General features: G+C 63.4%; 27 protein-coding genes and 1 tRNA gene. 18 read left to right on the forward strand and 10 right to left on the reverse strand.

Annotated features, from left to right (window positions below; genetic code table 11):
* Window positions 1–15 precede the first annotated feature (15 nt).
* On the reverse strand, window positions 16–2,574 hold the full coding sequence (gene dosP, locus NJLHNGOC_RS06120; RefSeq protein ID WP_113595573.1) for an oxygen-sensing cyclic-di-GMP phosphodiesterase DosP: 2,559 nt from the start codon (window positions 2,572–2,574) through the stop codon (window positions 16–18).
* Between the two features lie 921 nt (window positions 2,575–3,495).
* Here dosP and NJLHNGOC_RS16135 point away from each other — a divergent pair.
* A complete protein-coding gene (locus NJLHNGOC_RS16135; protein ID WP_206059724.1) occupies window positions 3,496–3,756 on the forward strand; it encodes a hypothetical protein in 261 nt (86 codons plus the stop codon).
* Window positions 3,757–3,759: 3 nt separating this feature from the next.
* Here the strand turns inward: NJLHNGOC_RS16135 and NJLHNGOC_RS06125 are convergent.
* The 5 genes from NJLHNGOC_RS06125 to NJLHNGOC_RS06145 all read right to left on the reverse strand — a co-directional run bounded on the left by NJLHNGOC_RS06125 (window position 3,760) and on the right by NJLHNGOC_RS06145 (window position 6,575).
* A tRNA-Gln gene (locus tag NJLHNGOC_RS06125) sits at window positions 3,760–3,834 on the reverse strand.
* A gap of 100 nt (window positions 3,835–3,934) precedes the next feature.
* Entirely contained in the window at window positions 3,935–4,591 is a 657-nt protein-coding gene (locus tag NJLHNGOC_RS06130) for a TetR family transcriptional regulator (RefSeq protein ID WP_113595574.1), read from the reverse strand.
* A gap of 123 nt (window positions 4,592–4,714) precedes the next feature.
* Entirely contained in the window at window positions 4,715–5,545 is an 831-nt protein-coding gene (gene proC, locus NJLHNGOC_RS06135) for a pyrroline-5-carboxylate reductase (protein ID WP_113595575.1), read from the reverse strand.
* Window positions 5,545–6,048, reverse strand: coding sequence for a type III secretion system chaperone family protein (locus NJLHNGOC_RS06140; RefSeq protein ID WP_110527696.1), 504 nt, complete (start codon window positions 6,046–6,048; stop codon window positions 5,545–5,547). The genes proC and NJLHNGOC_RS06140 overlap by 1 nt, the downstream gene beginning before the upstream one ends.
* Before the next feature lie 233 nt (window positions 6,049–6,281).
* Entirely contained in the window at window positions 6,282–6,575 is a 294-nt protein-coding gene (locus NJLHNGOC_RS06145) for an accessory factor UbiK family protein (protein ID WP_113595576.1), read from the reverse strand.
* A 224-nt stretch (window positions 6,576–6,799) separates the two neighbouring features.
* Between NJLHNGOC_RS06145 and rfaD the strand changes: the two genes are divergently transcribed.
* The 14 genes from rfaD to NJLHNGOC_RS06215 all read left to right on the forward strand — a co-directional run bounded on the left by rfaD (window position 6,800) and on the right by NJLHNGOC_RS06215 (window position 19,571).
* Window positions 6,800–7,780 (forward strand): ADP-glyceromanno-heptose 6-epimerase, encoded by a 981-nt coding sequence (gene rfaD / locus NJLHNGOC_RS06150; protein WP_113595618.1) that lies wholly within the window; start codon window positions 6,800–6,802, stop codon window positions 7,778–7,780.
* Between the two features lie 90 nt (window positions 7,781–7,870).
* Window positions 7,871–8,725 carry a prolipoprotein diacylglyceryl transferase gene (lgt, locus tag NJLHNGOC_RS06155; protein WP_113595577.1) on the forward strand — a complete coding sequence of 285 codons (855 nt, stop codon included), beginning with the start codon at window positions 7,871–7,873 and terminating at the stop codon, window positions 8,723–8,725.
* Window positions 8,725–9,813: a class I SAM-dependent methyltransferase gene (locus NJLHNGOC_RS06160; protein ID WP_113595578.1), complete on the forward strand. Its 1,089-nt coding sequence runs from the start codon at window positions 8,725–8,727 to the stop codon at window positions 9,811–9,813. The genes lgt and NJLHNGOC_RS06160 overlap by 1 nt, the downstream gene beginning before the upstream one ends.
* Window positions 9,814–9,824: 11 nt before the next feature.
* The gene (gene pgeF, locus NJLHNGOC_RS06165) at window positions 9,825–10,625 is read left to right on the forward strand and encodes a peptidoglycan editing factor PgeF (protein WP_239021365.1); all 801 of its coding nucleotides are present in this window, start codon (window positions 9,825–9,827) and stop codon (window positions 10,623–10,625) included.
* A gap of 34 nt (window positions 10,626–10,659) precedes the next feature.
* The gene (locus NJLHNGOC_RS16140) at window positions 10,660–12,156 is read left to right on the forward strand and encodes a hypothetical protein (RefSeq protein WP_206059725.1); all 1,497 of its coding nucleotides are present in this window, start codon (window positions 10,660–10,662) and stop codon (window positions 12,154–12,156) included.
* A gap of 198 nt (window positions 12,157–12,354) precedes the next feature.
* Window positions 12,355–13,338 carry a ribose-phosphate pyrophosphokinase gene (locus tag NJLHNGOC_RS06175; RefSeq protein WP_113595580.1) on the forward strand — a complete coding sequence of 328 codons (984 nt, stop codon included), beginning with the start codon at window positions 12,355–12,357 and terminating at the stop codon, window positions 13,336–13,338.
* A 122-nt stretch (window positions 13,339–13,460) separates the two neighbouring features.
* Entirely contained in the window at window positions 13,461–14,051 is a 591-nt protein-coding gene (locus tag NJLHNGOC_RS06180) for a histidine phosphatase family protein (protein ID WP_110527686.1), read from the forward strand.
* Between the two features lie 146 nt (window positions 14,052–14,197).
* Entirely contained in the window at window positions 14,198–14,815 is a 618-nt protein-coding gene (locus NJLHNGOC_RS06185; RefSeq protein ID WP_113595581.1) for a 50S ribosomal protein L25/general stress protein Ctc, read from the forward strand.
* A 31-nt stretch (window positions 14,816–14,846) separates the two neighbouring features.
* Window positions 14,847–15,419 carry an aminoacyl-tRNA hydrolase gene (gene pth / locus NJLHNGOC_RS06190; protein ID WP_110527680.1) on the forward strand — a complete coding sequence of 191 codons (573 nt, stop codon included), beginning with the start codon at window positions 14,847–14,849 and terminating at the stop codon, window positions 15,417–15,419.
* A 4-nt stretch (window positions 15,420–15,423) separates the two neighbouring features.
* Window positions 15,424–16,518 carry a redox-regulated ATPase YchF gene (ychF, locus tag NJLHNGOC_RS06195; RefSeq protein ID WP_113595582.1) on the forward strand — a complete coding sequence of 365 codons (1,095 nt, stop codon included), beginning with the start codon at window positions 15,424–15,426 and terminating at the stop codon, window positions 16,516–16,518.
* 62 nt (window positions 16,519–16,580) lie between these two features.
* A complete protein-coding gene (locus NJLHNGOC_RS06200; protein WP_113595583.1) occupies window positions 16,581–17,888 on the forward strand; it encodes a glutamate-5-semialdehyde dehydrogenase in 1,308 nt (435 codons plus the stop codon).
* A gap of 9 nt (window positions 17,889–17,897) precedes the next feature.
* Window positions 17,898–18,524: a nicotinate-nucleotide adenylyltransferase gene (locus NJLHNGOC_RS06205; RefSeq protein ID WP_113595584.1), complete on the forward strand. Its 627-nt coding sequence runs from the start codon at window positions 17,898–17,900 to the stop codon at window positions 18,522–18,524.
* 93 nt (window positions 18,525–18,617) lie between these two features.
* The gene (rsfS, locus tag NJLHNGOC_RS06210) at window positions 18,618–19,103 is read left to right on the forward strand and encodes a ribosome silencing factor (RefSeq protein ID WP_110527671.1); all 486 of its coding nucleotides are present in this window, start codon (window positions 18,618–18,620) and stop codon (window positions 19,101–19,103) included.
* Window positions 19,104–19,118: 15 nt separating this feature from the next.
* Window positions 19,119–19,571 carry a 23S rRNA (pseudouridine(1915)-N(3))-methyltransferase RlmH gene (locus NJLHNGOC_RS06215; RefSeq protein ID WP_206059727.1) on the forward strand — a complete coding sequence of 151 codons (453 nt, stop codon included), beginning with the start codon at window positions 19,119–19,121 and terminating at the stop codon, window positions 19,569–19,571.
* Window positions 19,572–19,759: 188 nt separating this feature from the next.
* On the opposite strand, the gene NJLHNGOC_RS06220 is transcribed toward NJLHNGOC_RS06215, so the two are convergent.
* The 4 genes from NJLHNGOC_RS06220 to NJLHNGOC_RS06235 form a co-directional block, all read right to left on the reverse strand.
* Entirely contained in the window at window positions 19,760–20,533 is a 774-nt protein-coding gene (locus NJLHNGOC_RS06220; protein ID WP_206059726.1) for a CHAP domain-containing protein, read from the reverse strand.
* Window positions 20,534–20,862: 329 nt separating this feature from the next.
* The gene (locus NJLHNGOC_RS06225) at window positions 20,863–21,213 is read right to left on the reverse strand and encodes a RidA family protein (RefSeq protein ID WP_110528450.1); all 351 of its coding nucleotides are present in this window, start codon (window positions 21,211–21,213) and stop codon (window positions 20,863–20,865) included.
* An 82-nt stretch (window positions 21,214–21,295) separates the two neighbouring features.
* On the reverse strand, window positions 21,296–21,934 hold the full coding sequence (locus NJLHNGOC_RS06230) for a nucleotidyltransferase family protein (protein ID WP_113595587.1): 639 nt from the start codon (window positions 21,932–21,934) through the stop codon (window positions 21,296–21,298).
* Window positions 21,931–23,028, reverse strand: a complete 1,098-nt coding sequence (locus NJLHNGOC_RS06235; protein ID WP_113595588.1) for an XdhC family protein — start codon at window positions 23,026–23,028, stop codon at window positions 21,931–21,933. The genes NJLHNGOC_RS06230 and NJLHNGOC_RS06235 overlap by 4 nt, the downstream gene beginning before the upstream one ends.
* A 149-nt stretch (window positions 23,029–23,177) precedes the next feature.
* Between NJLHNGOC_RS06235 and NJLHNGOC_RS06240 the strand changes: the two genes are divergently transcribed.
* From NJLHNGOC_RS06240 to NJLHNGOC_RS06250, 3 genes are all read left to right on the forward strand, one after another.
* Complete coding sequence (locus NJLHNGOC_RS06240; protein WP_113595589.1) at window positions 23,178–23,558, forward strand: host attachment protein; 381 nt, start codon at window positions 23,178–23,180, stop codon at window positions 23,556–23,558.
* Window positions 23,559–23,649: 91 nt separating this feature from the next.
* Window positions 23,650–24,318, forward strand: coding sequence for an MBL fold metallo-hydrolase (locus NJLHNGOC_RS06245; protein ID WP_113595590.1), 669 nt, complete (start codon window positions 23,650–23,652; stop codon window positions 24,316–24,318).
* A gap of 48 nt (window positions 24,319–24,366) precedes the next feature.
* A complete protein-coding gene (locus tag NJLHNGOC_RS06250) occupies window positions 24,367–24,876 on the forward strand; it encodes a DUF192 domain-containing protein (RefSeq protein WP_113595591.1) in 510 nt (169 codons plus the stop codon).
* The last annotated feature ends 138 nt before the right edge of the window (window positions 24,877–25,014 follow it).

A 25,014-nucleotide genomic window follows, 5' to 3' on the forward strand; every position in this document is an offset into this window, starting at 1 on the left:
CCTGACGGGGCCGGATCAGGCGGGTTCAATTTCCTTGGGGGTATAGTTCGCCAGCCACGTGGCCAGATCTTCGGCCGGTAGCGGCTTGGAGAACATGTATCCCTGCAGCACGTCGCAATCCATGTTGACGAGGATCTGGCGCTGTTCCTCGTGCTCCACCCCTTCGGCGACGACGGTCATGCCAAGGCTCTGCCCGATGCGGATCACGGCTGTCACGACCGAACGCACCTTGTCCACCGTTTCCAGCCCGTTCATGAAACTGCGGTCGATCTTCACTTCGTTGACCGGCAGTCCCGCCAGGTTCGACAGGCTGGAAAATCCGGTCCCGAAATCGTCCATCGACATCCCGACCCCAAGTTCGCGCAAAGCCTGCGCGGATTTGATGGTGCGTTCGTAATTGTCGATCATCGTGCTTTCGGTGATTTCCACCATCAGGCTGCGTGGGGGAATGCCGGTTTCCTCCAGCACTTCGGCCACGAATTCCGGCAGTTTTTCATCACGGAAATGCAGCGGGGACAGATTGACCGAAACGGTGGGGATATCCACCTTGTTGCGGATCCATTCCGCCATCTGGCGGCAGGCCGCGCGCATCGACCATTTGCCGATGGCCTCGATCTGTCCCGTTTCCTCGGCCACCGCGATGAAGCGCGCGGGAGAAATGAAGCCAAGGGTCGGATCGATCCAGCGCGACAGTGCTTCCACCCCGTACATCTTGCCCGTGCGGGCATGAACCTGCGGCTGATAGACAAGGCGCAGGCGATCATGGGCGATCGCGTCACGCAGCGCCGCCGCCAGGATGAGGCGATCTGTGGCCTGCTGGTTCATCTTGGGGCTGAAGAAGCAGTAATTGCCCCCGCCATGCGCCTTGGCCTGGAACATCGCCGTTTCGGCATGCTTGAGCAGCGTCTCGCCGGTTTCGCCATTTTCGGGATAGACGCTGACGCCAATACTGGCGGAAAATGTGACGGAAACATCGCCCACCTGCGTGGGCTGCGACAGCAGGCGCAGGATCATCTCCGACAGGGACGACGCATGCTGCTGGGCGCCGCTGGTGATGATCGTGAACTGGTCGCCGCCAGAGCGCACGATCGTATCGTCGATGCCGATCGCCTCCCGCAGCTGGGTGGCGATATAGGAAATCAGCTCGTCACCCGCCGCATGGCCGAAGACGTCGTTGATGTTCTTGAAATTGTCCAGTCCCAGCGACAGCAGCATGAAATTGCCACGCGTCGGACGGCGCAGCATCTTGTCCAGATGCTGGCGCAGCCACAGCCGGTTCGGCAGCCCCGTCAGGGTGTCGAAATGCGACAGCTTGGCGATATGTTCCTTGGCCTCGTAACGTTCCAGCGCCAGCGTGCACAGATGCAGGCTGGCATTGACGGCCTTCTGGCACCAGGCCTGCGGTTCACGCTTGGTGCGGAAATACAGCGTGAAAACGCCGGCCACCCGCCCCCCGCGCAGGATGATGGGCGTGGCCCACGCGGCGCGGATGCCATTGCGCATCGCGGGGGTGCGCAGCGTCAGCCATTTCTGGTCGGTTTCGATGTCGGGGGTCGTGACCGTTTCCCCCTTGTAGGCGGCGACGCCGCTGCTGCCGACATCGGGGCCGATTTCCAGGGAATCGAACAGTTCCACCAGCGACAGCGGCAGGCTGGCGCGGCCCACGCATTTCAGCTTGGAATTGTTATCCACCGTAAAGATGGCGGGCATCACGTCGATGCCGTTATTTTCGATGCGCCGGCAGATGAAATCCATGATTTCACGCAGGCTGAGGTCACTGGAAATCGCCTCCAGCGCATCGCGCTGCAGCGTTTCGAGGAAGTGGTTTTCAGTGATGTCCGTCAGGACCACGACGATGTTTTCGATATCGCCATGATCGTGGAAAATCGGGTTCATCGCCGCTGAAACCCAGATGTCACGCCCGTTCTTGTGGCGCGCGCGGATATCAAGGTGAAAGCCCTTGGCGTTCTGCGCGCCGGCATGAAGCTGGTTCAGGGTGCTGATGTCGGTCGTATCCCCCGCAAGGATGACCGACAGACCGTGGCCGATGACGTGGCTGGGTTCATAGCCGAACATGTCGGTAAAGGCGCGGTTGACGTAAATCAGCCGGAATTCCGGATCGAGGATGACCACGCCACGATCGGTTTCGCGCACCACGAGCGACAGCAGGCGGATTTTTTCGCGGTCCGCGACTTCCTGCGAGATGTCGCGGATCAGCGCCATGTACCCGATCTTGCCCCCCACCGAAATGCGCGACAGCGACAGTTCGGCCCAGAAGGTGGTGCCGTCGAAACGTTCCACCTGCACCTCGCGTGAGGTGCCGACGATCTTGTTGATGCCGGTGTCGCGGTTATGCTTGATCAGGTCGTCATGGGACGGGCGGATCTTGCGCGGGACGAGCACGTTGACGTTGCGGCCGAGCACCTCCGAACGTGAACAGTGCCACAGGCGTTCGGCGGCGCTGTTGAAGAATGTGACCGTATTGGTCTCATCAATCAGGACGACACCCAGAATGGTCTGTTCAAGGGCAGGTAATACCGTGACCTGCGTGTCATCGAGGGTGTCCCGAGGCATGGCGAACTCCAGAATTCAGATACGAACCAGATTACATGCGGAAAATGTAAAAAATTCCTGCCACGGAAGAAGGAATCCCGACAGGTATGCACAATTGGAATGAAATGCGGGGGAAAGGGGGGTCATGTCCGGTACATGCCTATTCCGCATGGGTTTCGGATCCGGCAGGGACATTCGCCATCCATGAACGGGCAGTAAGATGCCGGCAGCCACGGGCAGGCATCCGGCAGGGTGATTTTGTCATGGCGCCACAGGATAGATTTGAAATTCATGAAATATTATCAAAAACTTATCATCTACTGCATAAGTTTAAAAAACCTTAATAACTGCCAGAAGTAAATTAAATCACGATTTAGTGATTCCTGTCTGTCATATCATTTCTGGCCCGACGGACCTTTCCCTTCCTGTTTTCCCCTGCGGTCCATTCAACGGACCCCGAATACCTGTACGGGGCATGATATGACTGGATATTTCGGGATCTGCGGATTGGTGGCATTGCAGGAGAAAGAATGTGAACGCCTGAAATTTCAATGCCATAAGTGAATGTCTGAAATGTCAAAATGGGCAGACAGAGGCGTTTCCGATGGCCGGGATAGGGGGAATATCCGGGGGATAGGAAACGGTTCCTACAAACGGCACGGCATCATTCCTGTTACGATTCGAAGATGCGGGACGCGGCCAGAGCCAGCAGAGCCGGTTTCCATGACCGGGAAACCCCATCTCCATCCTATTACATGAATTTCAAATTCATGTTTTCCTGCGGACAGGAACGGCATGCCTGAACCATTCAGCTTTGTCGGGCTGAAATGATACGATCAATATTGTAAGTCGTGTCTTCTGTATTATTCAGGACATGACCGCGATGGCGGAAAAACCTGAGCGGTAATCCCGCATTGGATTTCCTGAAAAACAGGGTTTCGCATGTATGGAAAAACACCATTTTCTTCGCACGACATGACGTGGAAAATCCTGATCCATGCGATGATATCCGGTATGACATTACGCCTCTTTACTGGCGCATTACTGGATCAGCCTGAACGATGCCAAATCGCGACATGGCCGCACGTCGGAACATGCATGTCGGGCCTGCAACGATACGCGAAAGAAATGCCCAGCGGAGAATGGTCAGCCGCCTGTCATAATGCATTTTTGGAATGGAAAAACCGCCACGCATGGCGCTGATGCTGGCTGGGGCGGGAGGATTCGAACCTCCGCATGGCGGAATCAAAATCCGCTGCCTTACCGCTTGGCTACGCCCCAACTGTCACGGCCGATTCGTGGCTGCTGCCGCCCTTCTAGAGCGGGACGAGGGCTCCCGTAAAGGGGCAACAGCATTCTGGCGGACCAGAAGATCCGTTTTTCAGGCCAGGGGTTCGAGTGGAAGATCCACGCTCGGATCGGTGGAGAAATCGTGCCCGGCAGGTGCCTGCGTTTCGCCCGATGCCGCCGCGGCCTTGCCGATGCCTGGCAGGGCGCTGAAGCGCAGGGCCTTGTCCAGCGCCTTGTCGAGTGCCGCCATCGTCGTGCCCATGTCCAGGCTGTCGTCCTTGTCCCATGCCCGCAATGTCACGGTCCATGCCCCAAGCAACGCCTGAACCCGCAGCGCGCCTGCCACGCCGCTGATATCCAGTCCCGCAGCGCCAAGCATCCATTTCATGCTTTCCATCGTCGCCCCACCCAGCAACAGTGCCAGCGGCGGATCGAACGGCAGCGCGCGCAGGGCCGCGCGGACGCCGGCGCGGTACTGCTGGAACACGTCCAGCCGCCGCATCAGCAGATCGAAAAGCTTTTCGCGGGGCGTGCCGGTGGAGCCGTCATCAACCAGCGCAGCCTCGTCCGCCAGCCGACCGAGCGTCAGCAGGATACTGGCCTTGAACGGAAAACGCTTGCGCGCGACATCCAGACTCAGCCCCGCGTCGCGCGCGGCATCGACAACCGTCAGCCGTCGCCATCCATACAGCGCGGCACGCTCCATGGCAGAGCGGAGAAGGGCATCGTCAAACTGGTCGTTGTCCATGGAAATCACGATCTTCCGGATGTCTTGTTGCCAAGGCGCACCACGCCCGCGAAACGCGGGACAGGCGCAGACTGGGGTGGCGAAAGGTTCCGCCGGGTATGCCGCCGTTATATTCCGCGTGCTTCAGGATGCAAGTTCGCGCGCCCGCTTCGTCCCCGCGCGGATCGCCGCGCGCAGCGTGGCGGGCCATGCGTCGGGCGCCATCAGGATGGACAGCGCCTGCTGCGTGGTGCCGCCGGGACTGGTGACGTTGCGCCGCAGCTGCGCGGCCTCCGTCCCGCTTTGCTGCATCAGCGCGCCCGCGCCGGACACCGTCTTGCGCGCGATCTGCCGGGCAAGGGCGGGCGGCAGCCCCTCTCCTACGCCAACGTCTTCAAGAAGTTCCGCCAGCAGGAAGACATAGGCCGGACCGCTGCCGGAAATTGCGGTCACGATGTCGATCTGGTCTTCATGTTCCACCCATGCGGTCTCGCCAACGGCCGACAGGACCCGGTCGCACATGGCGCGCTGTCGTGGCGTTGCCTGTGGCGGCGCGTAGGAAACGGTCATCCCTTCGCCTACCGCCGCCGGGGTATTGGGCATGGAACGGATGACAAGCGGCCGGGCGCCGGGCGGCATATGGGCGGCGAGCCCTTCCGTCAGGCCATGAACCGTCCTGCCCGCCAGCACCGACAGGACCGGCGCATGCAGGGCATACGGGGCGATGGCGGCAAGGGCGGCCGCCACCTTCTGCGGTTTCATGGCAAGGATGATGAGGTCGGGCTGAAAATCGGCGGGCAGGTCCGTCACGTCGCGGACCAGCCGGTGCGGCGCAGGCACGCTGTCGCGGTGGCGGTCCACGATGACGGAGGGGGCAAGCCCCTCCGCCAGCCATCCCTGCAGCATCGCGCCGCCCATCTTCCCGCATCCGATCAGCAGGATGGAGGGAAGGGGGGGCGTATCCGTCGCTGCCATCAGGCCATTCCCGCGCAGTCAAGCATCGCGGCCTCCAGCGCCTCGGTGGGGGACTTGCCGCCCCACAGGACGAACTGGAACGCGGGGTAGAAACGTTCGCATTCCGTCAGGGCGATATCGATCATGTCCTCAAGGCTTTCGACCGAGGCCCCCGGCGCCCCGCGCAGCAGGACCGCATGGCGGAACAGCGGCATGCCATTGTCGAGGTCCATGCCGAAATGCCCGATCCACAGGCGTTCATTGGCCAGTGCGACCAGTTCAAACAGGTTGCGTCGCTGCACGGGTGGAACCTTCAGGTCGAACGTGCAGGTGAAATGCATCGCGCTGACTTCGCGCGACCAGGAAAAGAACAGGCCGTAATCGCACCATTTTCCCGGTGCCTCGGCCGCCATTTCCGAATCGTTGCGGCGATCGAATGCCCATTCATAGCCCCCCACGATCTGTTCCATCAGATCGAGCGGGTTGGAGTCCTTGGGCGATGTCGTGAAATTCAAGGCAGGCATTGTGGGACTCCCCGAAGCCGTCGTGGAGGGAATCCGGTATTTCCGGATCCCGGGCGTCTGCAACCCGCCTCCCCCTGTGGGAGGAGACGTAACGGCAACCCTATGGCTGGTACGGCCGTGGTGGCAAGCCTGTGGCGACGGGTGGGGACGAATTACGCATCGTGGCGGTCGGGAGGGCGCGCGATGCCGCCGCTCCCACGGGCATGCCCGCCAGCCTGCCCGTGCTGGTGCATTCAGCCGTTGTAGGAGGTGGCGGACGGCGTTGTCATGCTCGCCTCAAGATCGGCGATGCGGGCTTCAAGGGCGGCGATCTGCCTGTCGGTCGCTTCCTGCGCGATTCGCGCGCGCGTGGCCATTTCGCGCACCACCTCGAATTCGTCGCGGCGGACAAGGTTCAGGTTCGCCATGGCCTCGTCAACGCGGGCGCGGACCATCGCGCCGATTTCCTCGCGCACGCCGGACAGGGCGGAAAAGGCACCACCGGCAACACCGGCAAGATCATCAAAAATGCGTGGTCGGACGGACATCGCGCGTAACTCCTTGGGCATGGGCCGGAAATGGGACTGGCACGCCGCGTCGCGACGTGTGGCGCGCAAGTATAGACGCATCCACGCGCCAGAGCCATCCACACGCGTCATTCCCGCGCGGCTGTCACGCAATGCAGCACGATGTGACAAAGTTTGTCTCCCTTGCATTTGCATGTTTGTGGCATGTTGGCGTCGTTTCGCGGACGTACGGGATTTTGGGGTTCATGATTATCATTACGGGTGGCGCGGGTTTCATCGGATCATGCCTGCACAAGGCGCTGCATGCGCGCGGTGAGCAGACAGCCATCGTGGATTCCCTGGGAAATGTCGGGAAATGGCGCAACCTGCGCAAGCACGTGCCCGATTTCCTGATCGCGCCACAGGACCTCGATGCCTTCCTTGCCAGCCGTCCGGACGTCACGGCGGTCTTCCACCTTGGTGCCATCAGCGAGACCATGGCCACCGACGGGGACCTGGTGTGGCGGACCAACGTGGACCTTTCGATACGGCTGATGGAATGGTGCGCGCGCGAGGAGGTGCGTTTCATCTATGCCTCTTCCGCCGCCACTTATGGCGCGGCCGACAGGATGGAAATGTTTTCCGATGATCCCGCCCGGCTGGAGGGGCTGCGGCCGCTCAATCTGTACGGGTGGTCCAAATACGCCTTTGACTGCACCCTGATGCGCCGGCTGGCGCAGGGGGACCTGCAGGGACTGTCATGGGCGGGACTGAAATTCTTCAACGTCTATGGCCCCAATGAATATCATAAGGGACCGATGATCTCCCTCGTCCACGGGAAGTACGAGGACGTGCGCGCCGGCCGGGCACCCCGCCTGTTCCGTTCCGACAGGCCGGGCCTGCCCGACGGGCATCAGGCGCGCGATTTCATCTGGGTGGGTGACGCGGTCGCGGTGATGCTGTGGCTGCTGGATCACCAGCATGTACATGGCGTGTTCAACTGCGGGACGGGCGTGGCGCGGACCTGTCTGGATCTGGCCTATGCGGTCTGTGACGCGGCCGAGGTCGCGCGACGGGTCGAATTCATCGACATGCCGGCCGCCCTGCACGGACAGTACCAGTCCTATACCTGTGCCGACATGGCGCGGCTGCGCACGGCGGGATACGACCAGCCCTTCGTCACGCTGGAAGAGGGGGTCAGGCGCTATATCCATGACTACCTTGCCGCCGATGATCCATATGTCTAAAGCCTGAGGCGACGCGTAAAGGGGTGATGCCCCGCCGCAGGGCGGGTCCATGCCCCGTGCCTGGAAATTCCCGATTGCGAAAGTCGCTTCATGCTGCCTGTCCTGATGTTTCCGCAATTTGACCCGGTCATGGTGCATTTCGGGCCGTTCGGCCTGCGGTGGTACGCGATGGCGTACATCGTCGCGCTGGTGGTCGGATGGCGGGTGGCGCGGCGTCTGGTGGCGCTGCCGCCGCGTGCTGCCACCGCGCTGCAGGTCGATGATTTCCTGACATGGGCGACGCTGGGCGTCGTGCTGGGCGGGCGGCTGGGATACATCGTGTTCTATCAGCCGGGATATTACCTGTCCCACCCGCTGGCGATCCTTCAGGTCTGGCATGGGGGAATGTCGTTTCACGGCGGGGCGGCGGGTGTCATCATCGCGCTGATTGTCTTTACATGGCGCAACAACCTCAGCTTCCTTGGCTTTTCGGACCGTATCACCACCGTTGTGCCGATCGGTCTGGGGCTGGGACGGGTCGCGAATTTCATCAATGGCGAACTGTGGGGGCGCGAGGCCCCGGCCAGCCTGCCGTGGGCGATGATCTTTCCCGACGCAGGACCGATACCGCGGCATCCTTCCGAACTGTACGAGGCATTCGCCGAGGGGCTGGTCCTCTTTACGGTGATGTGGGTGGTATCGCGCAGCCTGAAGGTGCGCGAACATCCCGGCTTCCTCGCCGGGCTGTTCCTGTTCGGCTATGCCATCGCGCGCAGCATCTGCGAACTGTTCCGCGAACCGGATTCCTTTATCGGCTTCCTGCCTTTCGGCGTGACGATGGGGCAGGTGCTGTGCATTCCCATGGCGATCGGCGGGCTGGGCCTGATGCTCAATGCCTGCCTGCGTCCGGCCCGCACGGAACTGATGCCCCCGGATTTCGCCATGGATGAGGAGGAGGCGGCCTGATGACGCGGGATGCCGCCATCAGGCTCGACCATTTCATGGCCCGCGCGAACGCGGCGTATTACAGCAGCCGTGATCCCTTTGCGGACTTCATTACGTCCCCTGAAATTTCGCAGATGTTTGGGGAGCTTCTGGGCGCGTGGGTCGCGGTGACATGGCAGCGCATGGGCGCGCCCGATCCTTTCATTCTGGCGGAGGCGGGACCGGGGCGCGGGACGCTGATGGCGGACGCGCTGCGCCTGCTGTCACGTGTGGCGCCCGCCTGTTACGCGGCGGCGCGGGTGCATATGGTGGAAACATCGCCCCGGCTGCGACAGGCGCAGGCCACGGCGCTGGCGGCGCATGCGGATGTCGTGGCACCCGTCTGGCTGGATGCCGTCCCCGACCTGCCGCCCGGTCCGCTGGTTTTCATCGCCAACGAATTCCTTGACGCCCTGCCCATCCGGCAGTTCGTGCGGACCGCCGATGGCTGGGACGAACGCATGGTGGCGGGGGAGGTGTTCGTGACACGTCCCGCCACGGACCTTCCCGCTTCCGGCCCGCCTGCCACCCGCGACGTGCCCGAGGGGGAGGTGCTGGAAATCTGCGAAGGAGCACTTTCCATCGCGCGGCAGCTTGGCGCGCGGCTGTCGCATGGCGATGGCGTCGCCCTGTTCATCGATTACGGGTATGATGGCCCCGGATGGGGCGACACGCTGCAGGCCCTGTGCGACGGGCGTCCGGCATGGCCGCTGGCGCGACCGGGCATGGCGGACCTGACGGCGCATGTGGATTTCGCCGCGCTGGCGATTGCCGCGCGCGAAGGGGGATGCGCCACATGGGGCAGCGTGACGCAGGGGGCGTTCCTTTCCGCGCTGGGCCTGTTTCCACGCGCGGCGCAACTGGCCCGCAACCAGCCCGGGGACGTGGCCCGCCAGATCAGCGAGGCGGCGCAGCGCCTTGCGGCCCCGGACCGGATGGGGGGACTGTTCCGCGTCATGGCCATGACAGCGCCGGATGTGAAGGAGGTCGCGGGGTTCGAGGGCGTGACCCCGCTTGCCCCCGATCATGCCGGCATGGGACAACACCGCGACCGGGCAGGGGAAGGGTGACGCGGATGGAGATGACGCAGAAGCACGGGCAGGATCAGCTGGAGGGACCGATACTTCGGGCCGGGGCGCTGCATGCCGCGCCACATGGGTTTTTCACCCGGCTGGGGGGCGTGTCGCAGGGGCCTTATGCCTCGCTGAACTGTTCCATGCGCAGTGGCGACGATCCGGCGGCGCTGCGTGAAAACCGGGCACGTGTCGCGCGGGCGATCGGGATGTCCCCCGACTGCCTGCTTGGCGTGACGCAGGTGCATGGCACGGAGGTGGTCCGTGTCACCGCCCCGTGGGCGTCGGGCGAGGGCGCGCGCGCCGATGCCATGGTATGCGCCCGTCCGGGACTGGCGCTGGGCGTCATCACCGCCGATTGCGCGCCGGTGCTGTTTTCCGACGGGCGTGGTTGCGTGGTGGGGGCCGCCCATGCCGGATGGCGCGGGGCGGCGGCGGGCGTGCTGGAGGCCACGGTGGCCGCGATGGTCGAACTGGGTGGCGTTGCATCTGATATCCGCGCGGTCGTCGGGCCCTGCATCACGCGCGACAGTTACGAGGTGGGGGCCGACATGCGTGACGCCGTGCTGGCGCTGGATGATGCGGCCACGCCGTTTTTCACGTCCGGCCACAGGGCCGGGCACTACCAGTTCGACCTGCCCGCCTATTGCGTCGCGCGCCTGCGGCGCGCGGGCGTGGGACAGGCCACGGCGCTGGGCGTGGATACGCTTGGGGACGAGGAACGGTTTTTCAGCCATCGTCGCCGCACGCTGGCGGGCGGGGGGGCGATCGGCCACCAGATTTCGGTAATTTCATGCGCCCATGTATGATGCCGGCATGAGGGGAAAGTTTTTCAGGCATAGCATGATGGCCCTGACGATGTCGGGCCTGTGTCTTCTTGCCGGGTGCCTTGACGTGCCGCATCCATTCCAGCGCAGGGGGCTGTCGCAGCTTTCCAATGCGCCGCCCGCCCGCCTTGCCGTGCCGCAGCCGACGCAGGCGCTGCTGGTCAGCATGGCCGCGCAGACATGGCAGAAGGACATGGTCGCCGCCATGCTGGACCAGTCGGTACCCGCCGTGGGGCAACCGGCGAAAAGTGGCGACTGGTGGTTGCGCATGACCGCCACCCTGCAGGGGAATCAGGTCATCCCGACCTATGCCGTCATCACCCCCAAGGGCGAGGTGCGCGGCGAGACGACGGGCGCGCCCATACCCGCCGCGTCATGGTCCGCCGGGACGGAGGCGGTGATGCAGGCCTCCGCCATGCAGGCCGCGCCCGAGGTCGCAGCCCTGCTGACCGGCATTCAGGCCGCCCAGATGCAGAGCGATCCCCACAGCCTGAAGAACCGTCCGGCCCATGTGTTTTTCCAGGGGGTGAAGGGCGCGCCGGGCGACGGGAACGCGATGCTGTCGCGGGCGTTCGTCGCATCGTTGCGCGATGCGCATGACCAGATCCAGCATTCGCAGTCAGGGGCCGATTTTTCGGTCGGATGTACGGTTGTCGTGACGCAGCTGCCGGCATCGGGTCCCGCGCGACAGCGGCTGACGCTGACATGGCGCGTGGTGGATTCCCACGGCAAGGAAGCGGGTGCCGCCACGCAGATCCACGATATCGCGGCCCATACGCTTGATGGCAAATGGGGTGACGCGGCCGAAGCCGCGGGCGAGGAAGCCGCGGGCGGCGTCCGCCAGATCATTTCGCGTTATTCAGGGCGGGATAATGTGCCACTGGCCGCCACTGCTACTGCCGCGCCGGCGCAGGCATCGAAACCGGCGGGGGTAAAATCGGCCGCGCCGGCTGCCGTGGCGCCTGCCGTCATGCCGGCCTCTGACGCTTCCGATGCCCGTTTGAGCCGGAATGCGCCGCTGTCGCATGCGCCTGCGGCCGTGTCGTCCGCCCCGGTATCGACATTCCCGGCATCAACATCTCCAGTATCAACCTCTCCGGTACCGCCAACCCCGATATCGTCCGTTCCGACGTCACCCGTTACAACAACGCCCGTCACGACATCCACCGCATCGGTCCCGCCGCCATCCCCGTCTCCCGCGGTGGCGACGCCAGTAGTAAAGGCCCCGCCTGCCGCAGCCGTGGAATCCGCGCCTGTCGGGACTGCGTCGTCGGTAGCCGCCACGCCGTCAGTCGCGCGCGCGCCGTCCACGATGCCGTCGTCTCCATCTTCGACACAGGCTCCTGCGGCCCCGGCGGTGGCCTCGTCTTCCGCCACATCTGTCGCCGCGCGCCCCGTTTCGGCCCCGCCACAGGATATTGTCCCGCAGCAGCCGGCTGCCGAGGCCGCACCCGCAACGACGCCGGTACGCAGGAAGCTGCCGGGCGTGACGCTGCCGCCGCGCAGGTCATGAACGCACAGGGTGTGGCCGTCACGACACGTCGCGGGCACGTGTGTCCCGCGCAGGTCCGCCCTGACGTCTTCGGGTGGTGGTTCGTTGCGGTGTGGTGGTGACAGGAACTGGCGCGATTGCTAGAACGCGCCCGGTCCATGGAAATGGAAGTGGTCATCCACGGTCGCTTCGCCTCATGTCGTCTGGGAACGTCGCAAGATGAAAATCGTCGCCTGTAACAGTAATCTGCCCCTTGCTGAAAAAGTTGCGGTCGAACTGGGAATGCCCCTGTGCGACGTGACCGTGCGTCGCTTCGCCGACATGGAAATCTTTGTCGAGATCCATGAAAATGTGCGTGGCGAGGATGTCTTTGTCATCCAGAGCACCTGTTCGCCCACCAATGACAACCTGATGGAACTGCTGATCATGCTCGATGCGCTGCGTCGCGGGTCGGCACGGCGCATCACGGCGGTCATGCCCTATTTCGGGTATGCCCGGCAGGACCGCAAATCCGGTCCCCGCACCCCCATCAGCGCGAAGCTAGTCGCCAACATCCTGGTCGAGGCCGGGGCGAACCGCATCCTGACGATGGATCTGCATGCCATGCAGATCCAGGGCTTTTTCGACATTCCCGTCGACAACCTGTACGCCGCCCCCCTGTTCACGCGCGACATCAAGGGGCGCATGGGGCTGGAGGCACCGCTGCCCTATGACGCGCCGGACATGAACATCCCCGGCGGCCCGCACAACCTGATGATCGTCTCCCCCGACGTGGGCGGCGTCGTGCGCGCGCGGCAACTGGCGCAGCGCCTGAATGTGGACCTTGCCATCATCGACAAGCGGCGCGAGCGCGCGGGCGTATCCGAAGTGATGAACGTGATCGGCGACGTGCGGGGACGGTACTGCGTCCTGGTCGATGATATCGTCGATAGCGGCGGTTCACTGTGCAATGCGGCCGAGGCCCTGATGCGCCATGGCGCCGCGGCGGTGGAGGCCTATGTCACCCATGGCGTCCTGACGGGCGGCGCGGTCAGCCGCATCGGACAGTCGCCGCTGCAGATGCTTACCCTGACCGACAGCATCGTAAAGACGGAAGACGTGCGCCAGTCGCACAACATCCGCCAGATCAGCACGGCGAACCTGCTGTCGCGCGCCATGCGCGCGGTATCGGACGAAAGTTCGGTGTCGTCGCTGTTTGACTGAAATCCGGCGTGACGGGCCGGGGACTTACGGGTTCCCCGATTTATGTCATAGTGTGTCGCGGGATTGACCCTGTGGCCCGTCGCGGCTATCGCCGGGAAAGCCAATCAAGAAGGAGTCATTTAATGACGGACCTGCTCGCCCGGCCATACTGGTATCTGCGACATGGAGAGACGGACTGGAACGCCGAGGGGCGTTCGCAGGGCCGGACCGACATCCCGCTCAATTCCACCGGGGTGGAACAGGCCCGGCAGGCCGGTCTGGTGCTGGTGCGTCATCTGGCGGAACATCCGATCGCGCGCATCGTCTCCTCCCCGCTGGGCCGCGCGCGCCGGACGGCCGAAATCGTGGCCGAGGTCATGGCCGCCCATGGTGCGCCGCTGTTTCAGGTGCAGCTTGATGACGGGCTGAAGGAAGTCTGTTTCGGCGACCAGGAAGGCAAGCCGATGGGCCACTGGTACGATAGCTGGATCGCCGGTGAATATACCCCGGTGGACGGGGAAAGCTTTGCCGAGCTGCGTGAGCGCGCGGTATCGGCCATCAATCGCGCGACGGAGGCCCCCGGCACGCCGCTGGTGGTATGTCATGGCGGCATGTTCCGCGCCCTGCGCGCGGCGATGGGGCTGAAGCCCAACGTGCGTCTGCCCAATGCGACCCCGATGTGGGCGCAGCCCGCCGGTAACGGGAAGCCGTGGGACCTGACCGCCGTTTCCTGAACCCCGCTGCCTGAAGCCTGTCCGCGCGGGGGCGGGGCGGTAAAAGTGATTGCCGGCGTTGCATCCGCCGGCCTTTTCCGTTAAAGGCCGCGCACGCGTTCGGCACCCCTGGAGGCCGACGCGCCTTGTGTTTCAGGAGCAGACAAGTGACCAAATTCACGAAAATCGATGTTTCTTCGCGCGCGAAGGCTGGTAAGGGGGCAGCGCGGGCGACGAGACGTGCCGGGCTGGTGCCGGGCGTTATTTATGGTGGCAAGCAGGAAGCCGCGCTGATCGCGCTGGACCCGCGCATCGTTGCGCGCGAACTGCACAAGCCGGGCTGGCGTTCGCGCATCTATGACATCTCCATCGACGGCAGCAAGACGGAACACGCCCTTCTGCGTGAAATCCAGCTGCATCCGGTGTCCGATGCCCCGCTGCATGTGGATTACCAGCGCCTTGCCGAAGGGCAGAAGGTGCATGTGGAAGTTGCCATCACCTTCACCGGCGAAGAAACCTCCCCCGGCATCAAGCGTGGTGGCGTGCTGAACATCGTGCGTCACACCGTGGACGTCGTGGCCGACCCCGCCAACATGCCCGAAGGCTTCAGCGCGGACCTGTCGAAGCTCGACATCCATGACAACGTGCGTTGGGAAGACCTGAAGGGCACGGAACACGTGACCCCGGTCCAGCACATCCCCAACTTCGTCATCGCCACGATCGCGGCGCCGACCGTCGATGTCGAGGAAACGGTGGAAGAAACCGAAACCCCGGCCGCCGACTGATCACGGAACCTGATACGACTGGAGAGATGCCATGCTCCTCTGGGCCGGATTGGGGAACCCCGAACCGGGGATGAGCCGGAATCGCCATAATGTCGGGTTCATGGCCGTTGACCGGATCGCCGAACGCCACGGGTTCGCCCCGTGGCGCAGGCGCTTTCGCGGCGAAGTCAGTGAGGGACGGATCGGACGGCACAAGGTGCTTCTGCTCAAACCGCTGACATATATGAACCTTTCAGGTGAAAGCGTTCAGCAGGCGGCGGCTTTTTACAAGCTGTCGATCGATGCTATTACGGCATTTCACGACGAACTTGACCTTGCCCCCGGCCGTATCCGCGTCAAGCGCGGTGGCGGGGCGGCGGGACATAACGGGCTGCGGTCGATGGATCGCATGCTCGGCGCGCAGGATTACTGGCGCGTGCGGATCGGCATCGGCCATCCCGGCAGCCGCGAACGGGTGACGGGACATGTGCTGGGCGATTTTTCGCGCGATGACCGGCTGTGGCTCGATCCCATGCTCGACGCGCTGTCGGATACGGCAGCACTCCTTGCGGACGGGCAGCCGGAACTGTTCATGACCAGAATGGCCAGCCACACGGGGGAATAGGGATATGGGCTTCAACTGCGGGATCGTGGGGCTGCCGAATGTCGGCAAGTCCACGCTGTTCAATGCCTTGACCGAAACGGCCTCGGCACAGGCGGCGAATTATCCCTTCTGCACCATCGAACCGAATGTCGGGCGCGTGGCGGTTCCCGATCCGCGCCTGGAAAAACTGGCGCAGATCGGCAAGTCCCAGAAAATCCTGCCGACCAGCCTTGAATTCGTCGATATCGCCGGGCTGGTGCGCGGTGCGTCGCGGGGGGAGGGGCTGGGGAACCAGTTCCTTGCCAATATCCGCGAGGTGGATGCCATCATCCACGTCCTGCGCTGTTTCGAGGATGACGATATCACGCATGTCGAAGGCGGGGTCGATCCCATCCGCGATGCGGAGATCATCGAAACCGAACTGATGCTGGCGGACCTCGAGTCGCTGGAGAAGCGGATCGTCGCGCTCCAGAAAAAGGCGCGTGGCAATGACCGCGAGGCCGCAGCACAGGTCGAACTGATGGAACCCCTGATCGAGGCGCTGCGGGAGGGGAAGCCCGCGCGTTCGGCCATTCCGGCCGGTCAGGAAGAGGCGGTGCGCCGTCTGAACCTGATGACGTCCAAGCCGGTGCTCTATGTCTGCAACGTGGACGAGGGATCGGCTGCGACCGGAAACGCATTTTCCGAACGAGTCCGTGCGCGGGCCGAGGCGGAAGGCGCGGCCATGGTGGTCGTGTCCGCCGCGATCGAGGCCGAAGTCAGCCAGCTTGGCCCCGAAGACCGGGTCGAGTTCCTGGAGGGGCTGGGGCTGAGCGACAGCGGGCTGGATCGTGTGATCGCGGCGGGATATCGCCTGCTGGGCCTGCGTACCTATTTCACGGTCGGCCCGAAGGAAACGCGCGCATGGACCATCACGGCCGGGACGCGCGCCCCGCAGGCGGCCGCCGTCATTCACAATGACTTTGAACGCGGCTTCATCGCCTGCGAAACCGTTGCGTATGACGATTATATCCAGTGCAATGGCGAAGCCGGCGCAAAAGAGGCGGGCAAGCTGCGAATCGAGGGACGTGACTACGTGGTGCAGGATGGCGATGTCCTGCTGTTCCGTTTCAACGTCTGATCCGGCGGTTACGGCTGTCGGCGCCGGTTGCCGGCACACCGCATGAACAGGGAACCAAGGGCATGAGCGCATCCGTAACATCCACGCCGGTGGATCATGCCCCCCGCGTCCCGGCGGCCCCGGATACGGCGATAACGGCGGTCGCGGACATGGCGCGGCGTGCCCGCGTCGCGGGACGCGTGCTGGGCCATGCCGGCGCGGAACAGCGTAATGCAGCCCTGTGCCATGCGGCGACGGCCCTGCGCGATGCCAGGGCGGAACTGCTGGCGGCGAATGCGCGTGATGTTGCGGCATTTTCGGGCGCTGCGTCGTTTCGCGACCGGCTGATCCTTGATGAAGCCCGGATCGAGGCCATGGCCCGGGGGCTGGAGGATGTCGCGAAGCTGCCTGACCCGCTGGGACGGGTCCTGGCGGAATGGACGCGGCCCAACGGACTGAAGATACGGCGTGTCGCCACCCCGGTGGGGGTGATCGGCATGATTTATGAAAGCCGCCCCAATGTCGGCGCGGATGCCGCCGCCCTGTGCATCAAGTCGGGGAACGCGGTGATCCTGCGTGGCGGATCCGACAGCATCAACAGCGCGCGCGTGATCCATGCGGCGATGCAGGCGGGCCTGCGCGCGGCGGGCCTGCCGGTCGATGCGGTGCAGATCCCGCCCGACACCGACCGTCGCCATGTCGCGGACATGCTGGCGGCATCGGGCCTGATCGATCTGCTGATCCCGCGCGGGGGCAAGTCACTGGTCGAGCGTGTCTGCCGGGAGGCCCGGGTGCCGGTCCTGTCCCATGCCGAAGGGCTGTGCCACACCTATGTCCATGCCGCCGCCGATCTGGAAATGGCGCGGCGCATTGTCCTGAATGCCAAGATGCGGCGCACGGGGATCTGCGGCGCGACGGAGACGCTGCTGATCGATAACGCGATCGCGCCGGTCCTGCTGCCCGGACTGGTGGAGGATCTGGCGACAGAGGGCTGCACGTTCCGCGCCGATGCGCGCGCGCGCGCCATCGTGCCGGACCTGCCCCCCGCGACGGAGCAGGATTTCGCCACGGAATGGCTGGATGCGGTCATGTCCATCGCCGTGGTGGACGGGGTGGACGATGCGCTGGCCCATATCGTGCGCTATGGCAGTTCCCATACCGAGGCGATCATTACCGAGGATGAAGCCGTGGCCACCCGTTTCCTTAACGAAACGGACAGCGCGGTGGTCATGTGGAATGCCTCCACCCAGTTCTGCGACGGGGGGGAGTTCGGCTTCGGCGCGGAAATCGGGATTGCGACCGGCCGTTTCCATGCCCGTGGTCCCGTCGGGCTGGAGCAGCTGACCACCTTCCGTTACGAGGTGTTCGGCAACGGACAGGTCCGTCCCTGATACATTCCGATGGGGGCGTCTTCTTCCACGATTCCCGTGCATGGCGACCGCAGGCGCGCGTGTATCGGGCTGCTGGGTGGTTCGTTCAACCCGATTCACGAGGGACATATACAGCTGGCCTGTCGCGCGTTGCGGCAGCTTGGCCTCGATCAGGTATGGCTTCTGGTGTCGCCGGGAAATCCGCTGAAGCCGGTGGCGGGCATGGCGCCGGCATCGCAGCGGCTGGAACAGGCCCGCAGGCGTGTCGCGCCATTCGGGCGACGGATCATCGCCACGGATATCGAAAGCCGCATGGGAACCCGCTATACCGTCGATACGATTACACAGTTGCGGCAACGTTTTCCCCGCGCGCACTTTGTATGGCTGATGGGGGCGGACGGACTGGCGCAGATGGCGCGCTGGCGGCGATGGAAACGCATCATGAAGCTGGTGCCGATCGCGATCCTGCCCCGGCCCGGATACAATCCGGCGGCATTGCACGGGCGGGTCGCGCGGTACATGGCATCGTGGCGACGTCCCGCGCGCGAGGCGCCGGTACTGGCGCGGCAGGGAGGATGCGTATGGGTCTTTCTTCCCGCGCCGCAGAACGCTATATCAGCGACAGAAATACGTGCATCGGGCCGAGGCCCGGCCTGATCATGTCCGGGGACATGCGCAGGCACCCCGACAGGAGTGAGAGCCATCATCAGGAAGCCTTCAGCCGAAACGGGTGCAAAACGCCGTACGGGCATGAAAACCGCAGGCGCATCGGTTGCCCCCCTGGGCAGCGCGGTTACGGCGCCGGGAACCCCACGCAAGAAAGCGGCCGTCGCAGGTCCTGTCGCATCCGGACGGCGCGAGCCGGTGAATGATCCGATGGTCGATACCTATCTGGAAATCATCACGAACAGCCTTTCCGATGATAAGGGAGAGGATATCGTGGTGCTCGACCTGACGGGGCGTGCCGCGTTTGCCGACCGGATGGTGATCGCCACCGGCCTTGCCGACCGTCAGATCACGGCCATGGCCTCCCATATCGAACGCAAGCTGCGCGAGGTAGGGCTGAAGCGTGTCCTGATCGAGGGCGCGAATGGCTCCGACTGGGTGCTGATTGACGCGGGCGACATCATTGTCCACCTGTTTAAGGCCGAAGCCCGCGCCATGTATGGCCTGGAACGGATGTGGGGCAAGGAACTGGATGTCCCGCCAGAGGAATCTGCCGAACCGCTGGGCTAGGTAGCCTTGCTGCACATGATCGCCATCGGGCGGATGAAGGATCGGGTCGAAAAGGATCTGTTCAGTCGTTACGCCGAACGTCTTTCGCCGCGCCTCAGGCTGACGGAACTGCCTGAGGGACGCGGGGCGACGGCGGAAATCAAGCGACGGGAGGGGCAGGCCCTGTTGGCGGCACTGCCGACGCGGGCGCATGTGGTGGCAATGGACGAAGGGGGACGGGCCCATGACAGCCTGTCCTTCGCCCGGGCGCTGGAACGCTGGATGGGTCTGTCGCGGCCGATCTGTTTCCTGATCGGTGGCGCGGAAGGGCTGGACAGCTGCGTTATGGAACGTGCCGACGATACGCTGTCGCTGGGACCGATGACATGGCCGCACATGCTGGTGCGCGGGTTGCTGGCGGAACAGTTATACCGTGCGCGTGCCATTGCAACGGGCCATCCCTATCACCGCGCGGGACGGCCGGGCTGATTGAGAAACCCTTGAAATCATAAAAGTTTTTGGTGAAGCTTTTTTACAAAAAGCTTCGAAAAGACGCCGCCTTTTTCCAAAAAAGGCGGCACCCAAAAACTTTTATGATTATCGGAAGGTTGTTTTCAAACAGTCCTAAAGGCTTCTTTCCGCCCGGGCCATGAAGATCCGGCCAGAAAGGTCAGACCTTATTCCCAGGAACGGTTCGGCGCGTCATCATCAAAGGCGAGGGAAGAGGAAGCCGACGAAACGGGTTCAGGCGCTTCCGCGATTTCGGTCGTGGTGCTGTGACGGCCCTTGCGGCTGGAAACCGGCGTGCGGGCGATTTCCTGATCCGCGGCGGCGGTCATCATGCCCGACATCGGGCTGCTCAGGCTGCGGCCATTGCCGTCCGGACGGCCGTAAATGAAGCCATAGGTGGGATAGATGCTGCCGAACGAGCCATTGCGGCTGTTCAGGGCAACGCGCACTGCAGACCAGTCATTATTGGGCGACACGTCAATGACGGGAACATTCCGGCTTACGCCGCGTTGCCCCCAGTGTGACTGGTCGATGATGATCGTACGGCTGTCCACCAATTGCCGGACAACGGCGACATGGCCGAGGGGCATGCGACGCGTGGCGCGGAAGTTCAGGACGCTGCCTTCCTCAGGCATGTTCCCGCGGGCATAGCGGCCTGCCGCGTTGTGCCACCAGTCGGCGGCGTTGCCGCGTATCATGACGCTTGATGCGCTTTTGGCGAAGGCCACGCACTGGATGACATGGCCACCTTCATGATGCCAGTGGCGATAGGTGGCCGCATGACGGATGGCAGTGGTGTGATGCGTGGTGGCAGAGGTATGCGTAACGCGCGTGGCAGAGTGGCGAACGGTGCGCGCCTGCGTCGTGCCGGAAAGCATCAACCCGAAAGAGGCTGTAAGAACGGATAGGTATAAGCCACGCTTCAGACTGCCGATCCGCATACTCTTAAAGTCTCCGCCTCTGGGTTGTGCCGTAAGGGGGCATTCGCATCCCGCTCCTGTGAAGTAGCAAGCTGTTTGCAATCCTGACAAGCCTGAGCGGCACATCTGGATCGGGAGTCAGTCAGTTTTCGCAGAATGACCCAGCCAAAAAGAAAAAATAGGAATTAATTCCTTATTCGGACTAAAAACATCTGCTTTTTCTGGCGATTTTCACATCTTTATGTCTTGAGTCGCACCAGCGACAGATCAGCATGTAGAAACAAAGAGTGGCATAAATGTGACAGTTGATTCGCGCCACGCCACCCTTCGTTCCGGCCTGCGAACGCGGCTTATTTCGTGCAGACGATCATGATTTCGACGCGCACGTCGGGGTGGGCCATCTTGGCTTCGACGCAGGCGCGGGCAGGGGCGCCGCCCTTGGGCAGCCATGCGCTCCAGACCTTGTTCATGGCGTCGCGTTCGGTGATGTCCTTCAGCCAGATCTGGGCCTGCAGCAGGCGGGTGTTGTCGGTGCCATGGGCCTCCAGCGCGGCATCGATCTGTTCCAGCACGTCCTTGGTCTGCGCGGTGATGTCGGCGGACAGGTCACGGGCGACGAATCCCTGCGTGAAGAGGAAGCCGTGATATTCGACGACCTTCGACAGGATGTCGTTCGATTCGCTGCGGATAATCTTGCTCATGATCATTATTCCCATGTGAAGAAGGAATGTTTCCGGAAAACCGTCCGGTCGCGGGTCCTGTGTGCCATGACCGGCAGGCAGGTCAAGACGGCAATGACAGGCGCGAAAACTGCTCCAGCCGATCAGGCGTGTCGAAGTCGAGGTGTATTTCCTCGCCCGCCGGTAACCGTAGCAGGTCCCTTTCGTGCTGGCGCAGCAATCCGCGCGCGCCCTCGTCCCCCGTCAGGCCCAGCAGGGACGGGAACATCCGCCTGTCCCACAGGACAGGGTTTCCGCGACGTCCCCCATGCGTGACGACAACCGCCGGGGGATGATGCGCCTGATGGGCGGCGATCATACGATCCAGCAGCGCCGTCGGGATCAGGGGCATGTCACCCAGGCAGATCAGGGCGCCCGTTGCCCCATCTGCCTGTGCCGCCATGATTCCGGCCCGCAGGGTGGCGGACAGGCCCCGTTCGTGGTCGGGCGCGATGACAAAGCTGGGGGCAGGCCGGCCGGAAAGCGCGTGGGACCGGATCGCATGGCGGATCTCGTCCGCGCGATGGCCCAGCACGACGACGACACGTCCCACTCTGCCTGCCTGTATCCGGCGCACGGTCGTGGCAATCATCGGAATGCCGTCGGTATCGCGGGCCAGCAGCTTGTGCCGGGGGGCCGTCCGGCGCGACAGGCCCGCCGCCAGAACGATGGCGTCAATGCCGTCGGGATGACGTGCGGTCATATCCAGCCGGGATGGTGGCCCAGCGGCGCATTACGGCGCACGGCGACAATTTCCGCCAGAATCGACAGCGCGATTTCCGCAGCCCCCACCGCGCCGATCGCCAGCCCGACCGGGCCATGGATACGGCGAGTCTGTTCATCGGAAAATCCGTCCTCCTTCAGCCGCGCCAGACGGGAGGCCTGCGTCTTGCGCGAGCCGAGGGCACCGATATAGAAGGCCGCCCCCCGCAGGGCATGGCGCAGGGTGGGATCATCCAGCTTGGCGTCGTGGGTCAGCGTGACGATCGCGGTCTGGTTGTCGATATGCAGGCTGTCCAGCGCCTCGTCCGGCCACTGCGTGTCCAGCGTGATGCCGGGGAAGCGGTCGGCCGTGGCAAGCTGCGTGCGCGGGTCGATCACCGTCACCGCGAACCCCGCCGTCTGCGCCATCGGCGCCAGCACCTGCGCGATATGCACCGCGCCGACGATCATCAGTCGTGGCTGCATCGGAATCAGGTGAAGGAACCATTCCTCTGCCTGCGTGTCGATATGTCGCAGGCTGCGACCGGTATGGAACGCCTGCCGCGCGCTTTCGGACAGGGAGGCGACATGGCCGGAATCTTCGGGAAGGCAGTCAGGTGCCTGCAGGCCCGCATCGCCACAGGTCAGGACGATATGCCTGCCGTCAGACAGGCGCGTGGCCAGAAGCACGGGCTGGCGTGCCTGTCGCAGGGCCGACAGCCGTTCAAGCAGCGCCAGTTCCAGCGTGCCGGTCGGCCTTTCGGGCGTGCTGATCGATTCGACATAAACATCCAGCAGGCCGCCACAGGCCAGTCCGACGGACCATGCATCCTCGCTGGAGACACCATAGGACAGGCTGCGTGGTCGGCCGTCCTGCATGACTTCGGCCGCTTCCGCGATGACCGCACCCTCCACGCAGCCGCCGCTGACCGATCCCTCGATCCGTCCGGTTGCGCTGACCGCCATCATGCTGCCTGCGGGCCGTGGCGAACTGCCCCAAGTGGAGGTCACGCAGGCCAGTGCGGCGGCCTGTCCGGCGCGCGCCCATGCGATGGCAAGGTCGAGTGGATCGTGGGAGGTGAGGGTCTGTGTCATGGCAGGGCTACTCGATCAGCACGGATATGGACGCGCCACCCGCTGGAAAAACCGAGCGTCCATATCTATCTGACAGCGGGTGTGTTCGCAAACGCGTGAAGTCTGTCATGTGTAACGCGTTTCATTCCATATCAAGGAGCTGACATTTCATGAGCTATATTGATCCCGTCTGGTATGTCGTGGCTGACAGCCTGCATGCGCGTATCCTCAAGCATGGGGAACACGGGCTGGCGACCATCGCCCACCTCAAGAGCGATGACGCAAAAGGCCCCGAAGCACCCCGCGACGGCGCCTATGGCAAGGTGATTGCCGCGTATCTGAACGATGCGGTGCGCAAGAAGGAAGCCGTGGGCCTGGCGATTGCCGCGCCGGGCGAGGTGATGCACCAGATCACCGCCCATCTGGACGTTGAGTCGCGTCCCGCCGTGGTCAAGACGGTGGACAAGGACCTGACCAATATTCCCGATCATAACCTTGCCTCCCATTTCGATATTCCCGCAACGGGATGGCCGCTGCCCAAAATCCGTTAATAAACGGTTGATAAACGATGGTCCCGTCCGCCGGTTTGTGGCTCAATGACGGGATCATCCGCCCATCGGGATTGCAAGGAGTAGTAATGAGATGTCGCAGCCATCCTCACTCGCGCTGGAAGTTGTCCCGGTTACGGCATTTGCACAGAACTGCTCCATCCTGTGGGACCGCCGTTCGCGCCATGCGATCGTCGTGGACCCGGGGGGGGATGTCCCCCGTCTGCTGAAGGTGATCGCGGACAGGAACCTGACGGTGGATGCAATCCTCCTGACGCACGGCCATCTCGATCACGCGGGCGGCGCGGATGCCCTGCGCGATGAGCTGACGGCACGTCAGGACGGCCATCAGGTTCCGCTGATCGGGCCGGATGCGCGCGATGACTTTCTCCTCTCCAGCATCACGCAGCAGGCCGCGCGCTTTGGCGTGGAGGGAATGCAGGATGCCCATGTGGATCGTTTCGTGACCGATGGGGAACGGCTCGACCTGCTCGGGCATGAATTCCAGGTGCTGCATGTGCCGGGCCATACGCCGGGGCATGTCGTGTTTTTCGATCCGCAGGCTCGCTTTGCCTTTGTCGGCGATACCCTTTTTCAGGGATCGGTGGGCCGCACCGATTTTCCCTATGGCGATGCCGATGTCCTGAAGGAGGCGATCGTGCGGCAATTGCTTCCGCTGGGGGATGATGTCACGATCCTGCCCGGTCATGGACCGGCCACGACGATCGGGGCAGAACGGCAGGGGAACCTCTTTCTGCGCTGATCCCTGCGGGCTGTTTAGCTGGAGAGAGAATCTATGAAGTCATCCGTGATGACCCCCGTCCGGATTGTTGGCGCGTGCCTGACCGGGCTGCTGCTGTTTGCCCCCGTTGTCACGCAGGCGCAGGAAACTGGTGAGCCGACGCAGGCGCAGGCGGAACTGCCCAAGGTTGCGCTGACCATCACGGGTCATGACAATGTGCGGCACGTGTTTTCGGTTGAAAAGGCATCGACCCCCCGTGAACAGCAGGTGGGGGAAATGTATCGCAAATCTGTTCCCGCCGATGGGGGAATGATTTTCGTCTGGTCCTATCCCCGGCCCAGCGAAATGTGGATGCAGCATACGCTCGTGCCGCTGGATATCGTTTTTATCGGCATGGATAACCGTATTTCCTCCATCGTCGAGAATGCCGTCCCCCTCAGCCTTGCCCATATCAGCAGCCAGGGGCCGGTGCGTGCGACGCTGGAACTGCAGGGTGGCCTGACGGAGAAGCTGGGAATCGTCGTCGGTGACAAGGTCGAAACACCGGCGCTCGCCGATGCGAAGAAGGTAAGCCCCTGATTCGCTAACTTTATGAAATCAAAAGAAATGGTGGTTTTCCGCCGTTTCTTTTGATTTTGGTCCTGATGGCGAAGGATCCTTCTGCAAAAACTTTCATTTTTTGATTGACGGTGGTGATTGGTGACCGTATATCCCCGT

The organism is Novacetimonas cocois, assembly GCF_003311635.1.
Classification (GTDB): Bacteria; Pseudomonadota; Alphaproteobacteria; order Acetobacterales; family Acetobacteraceae; genus Novacetimonas; species Novacetimonas cocois.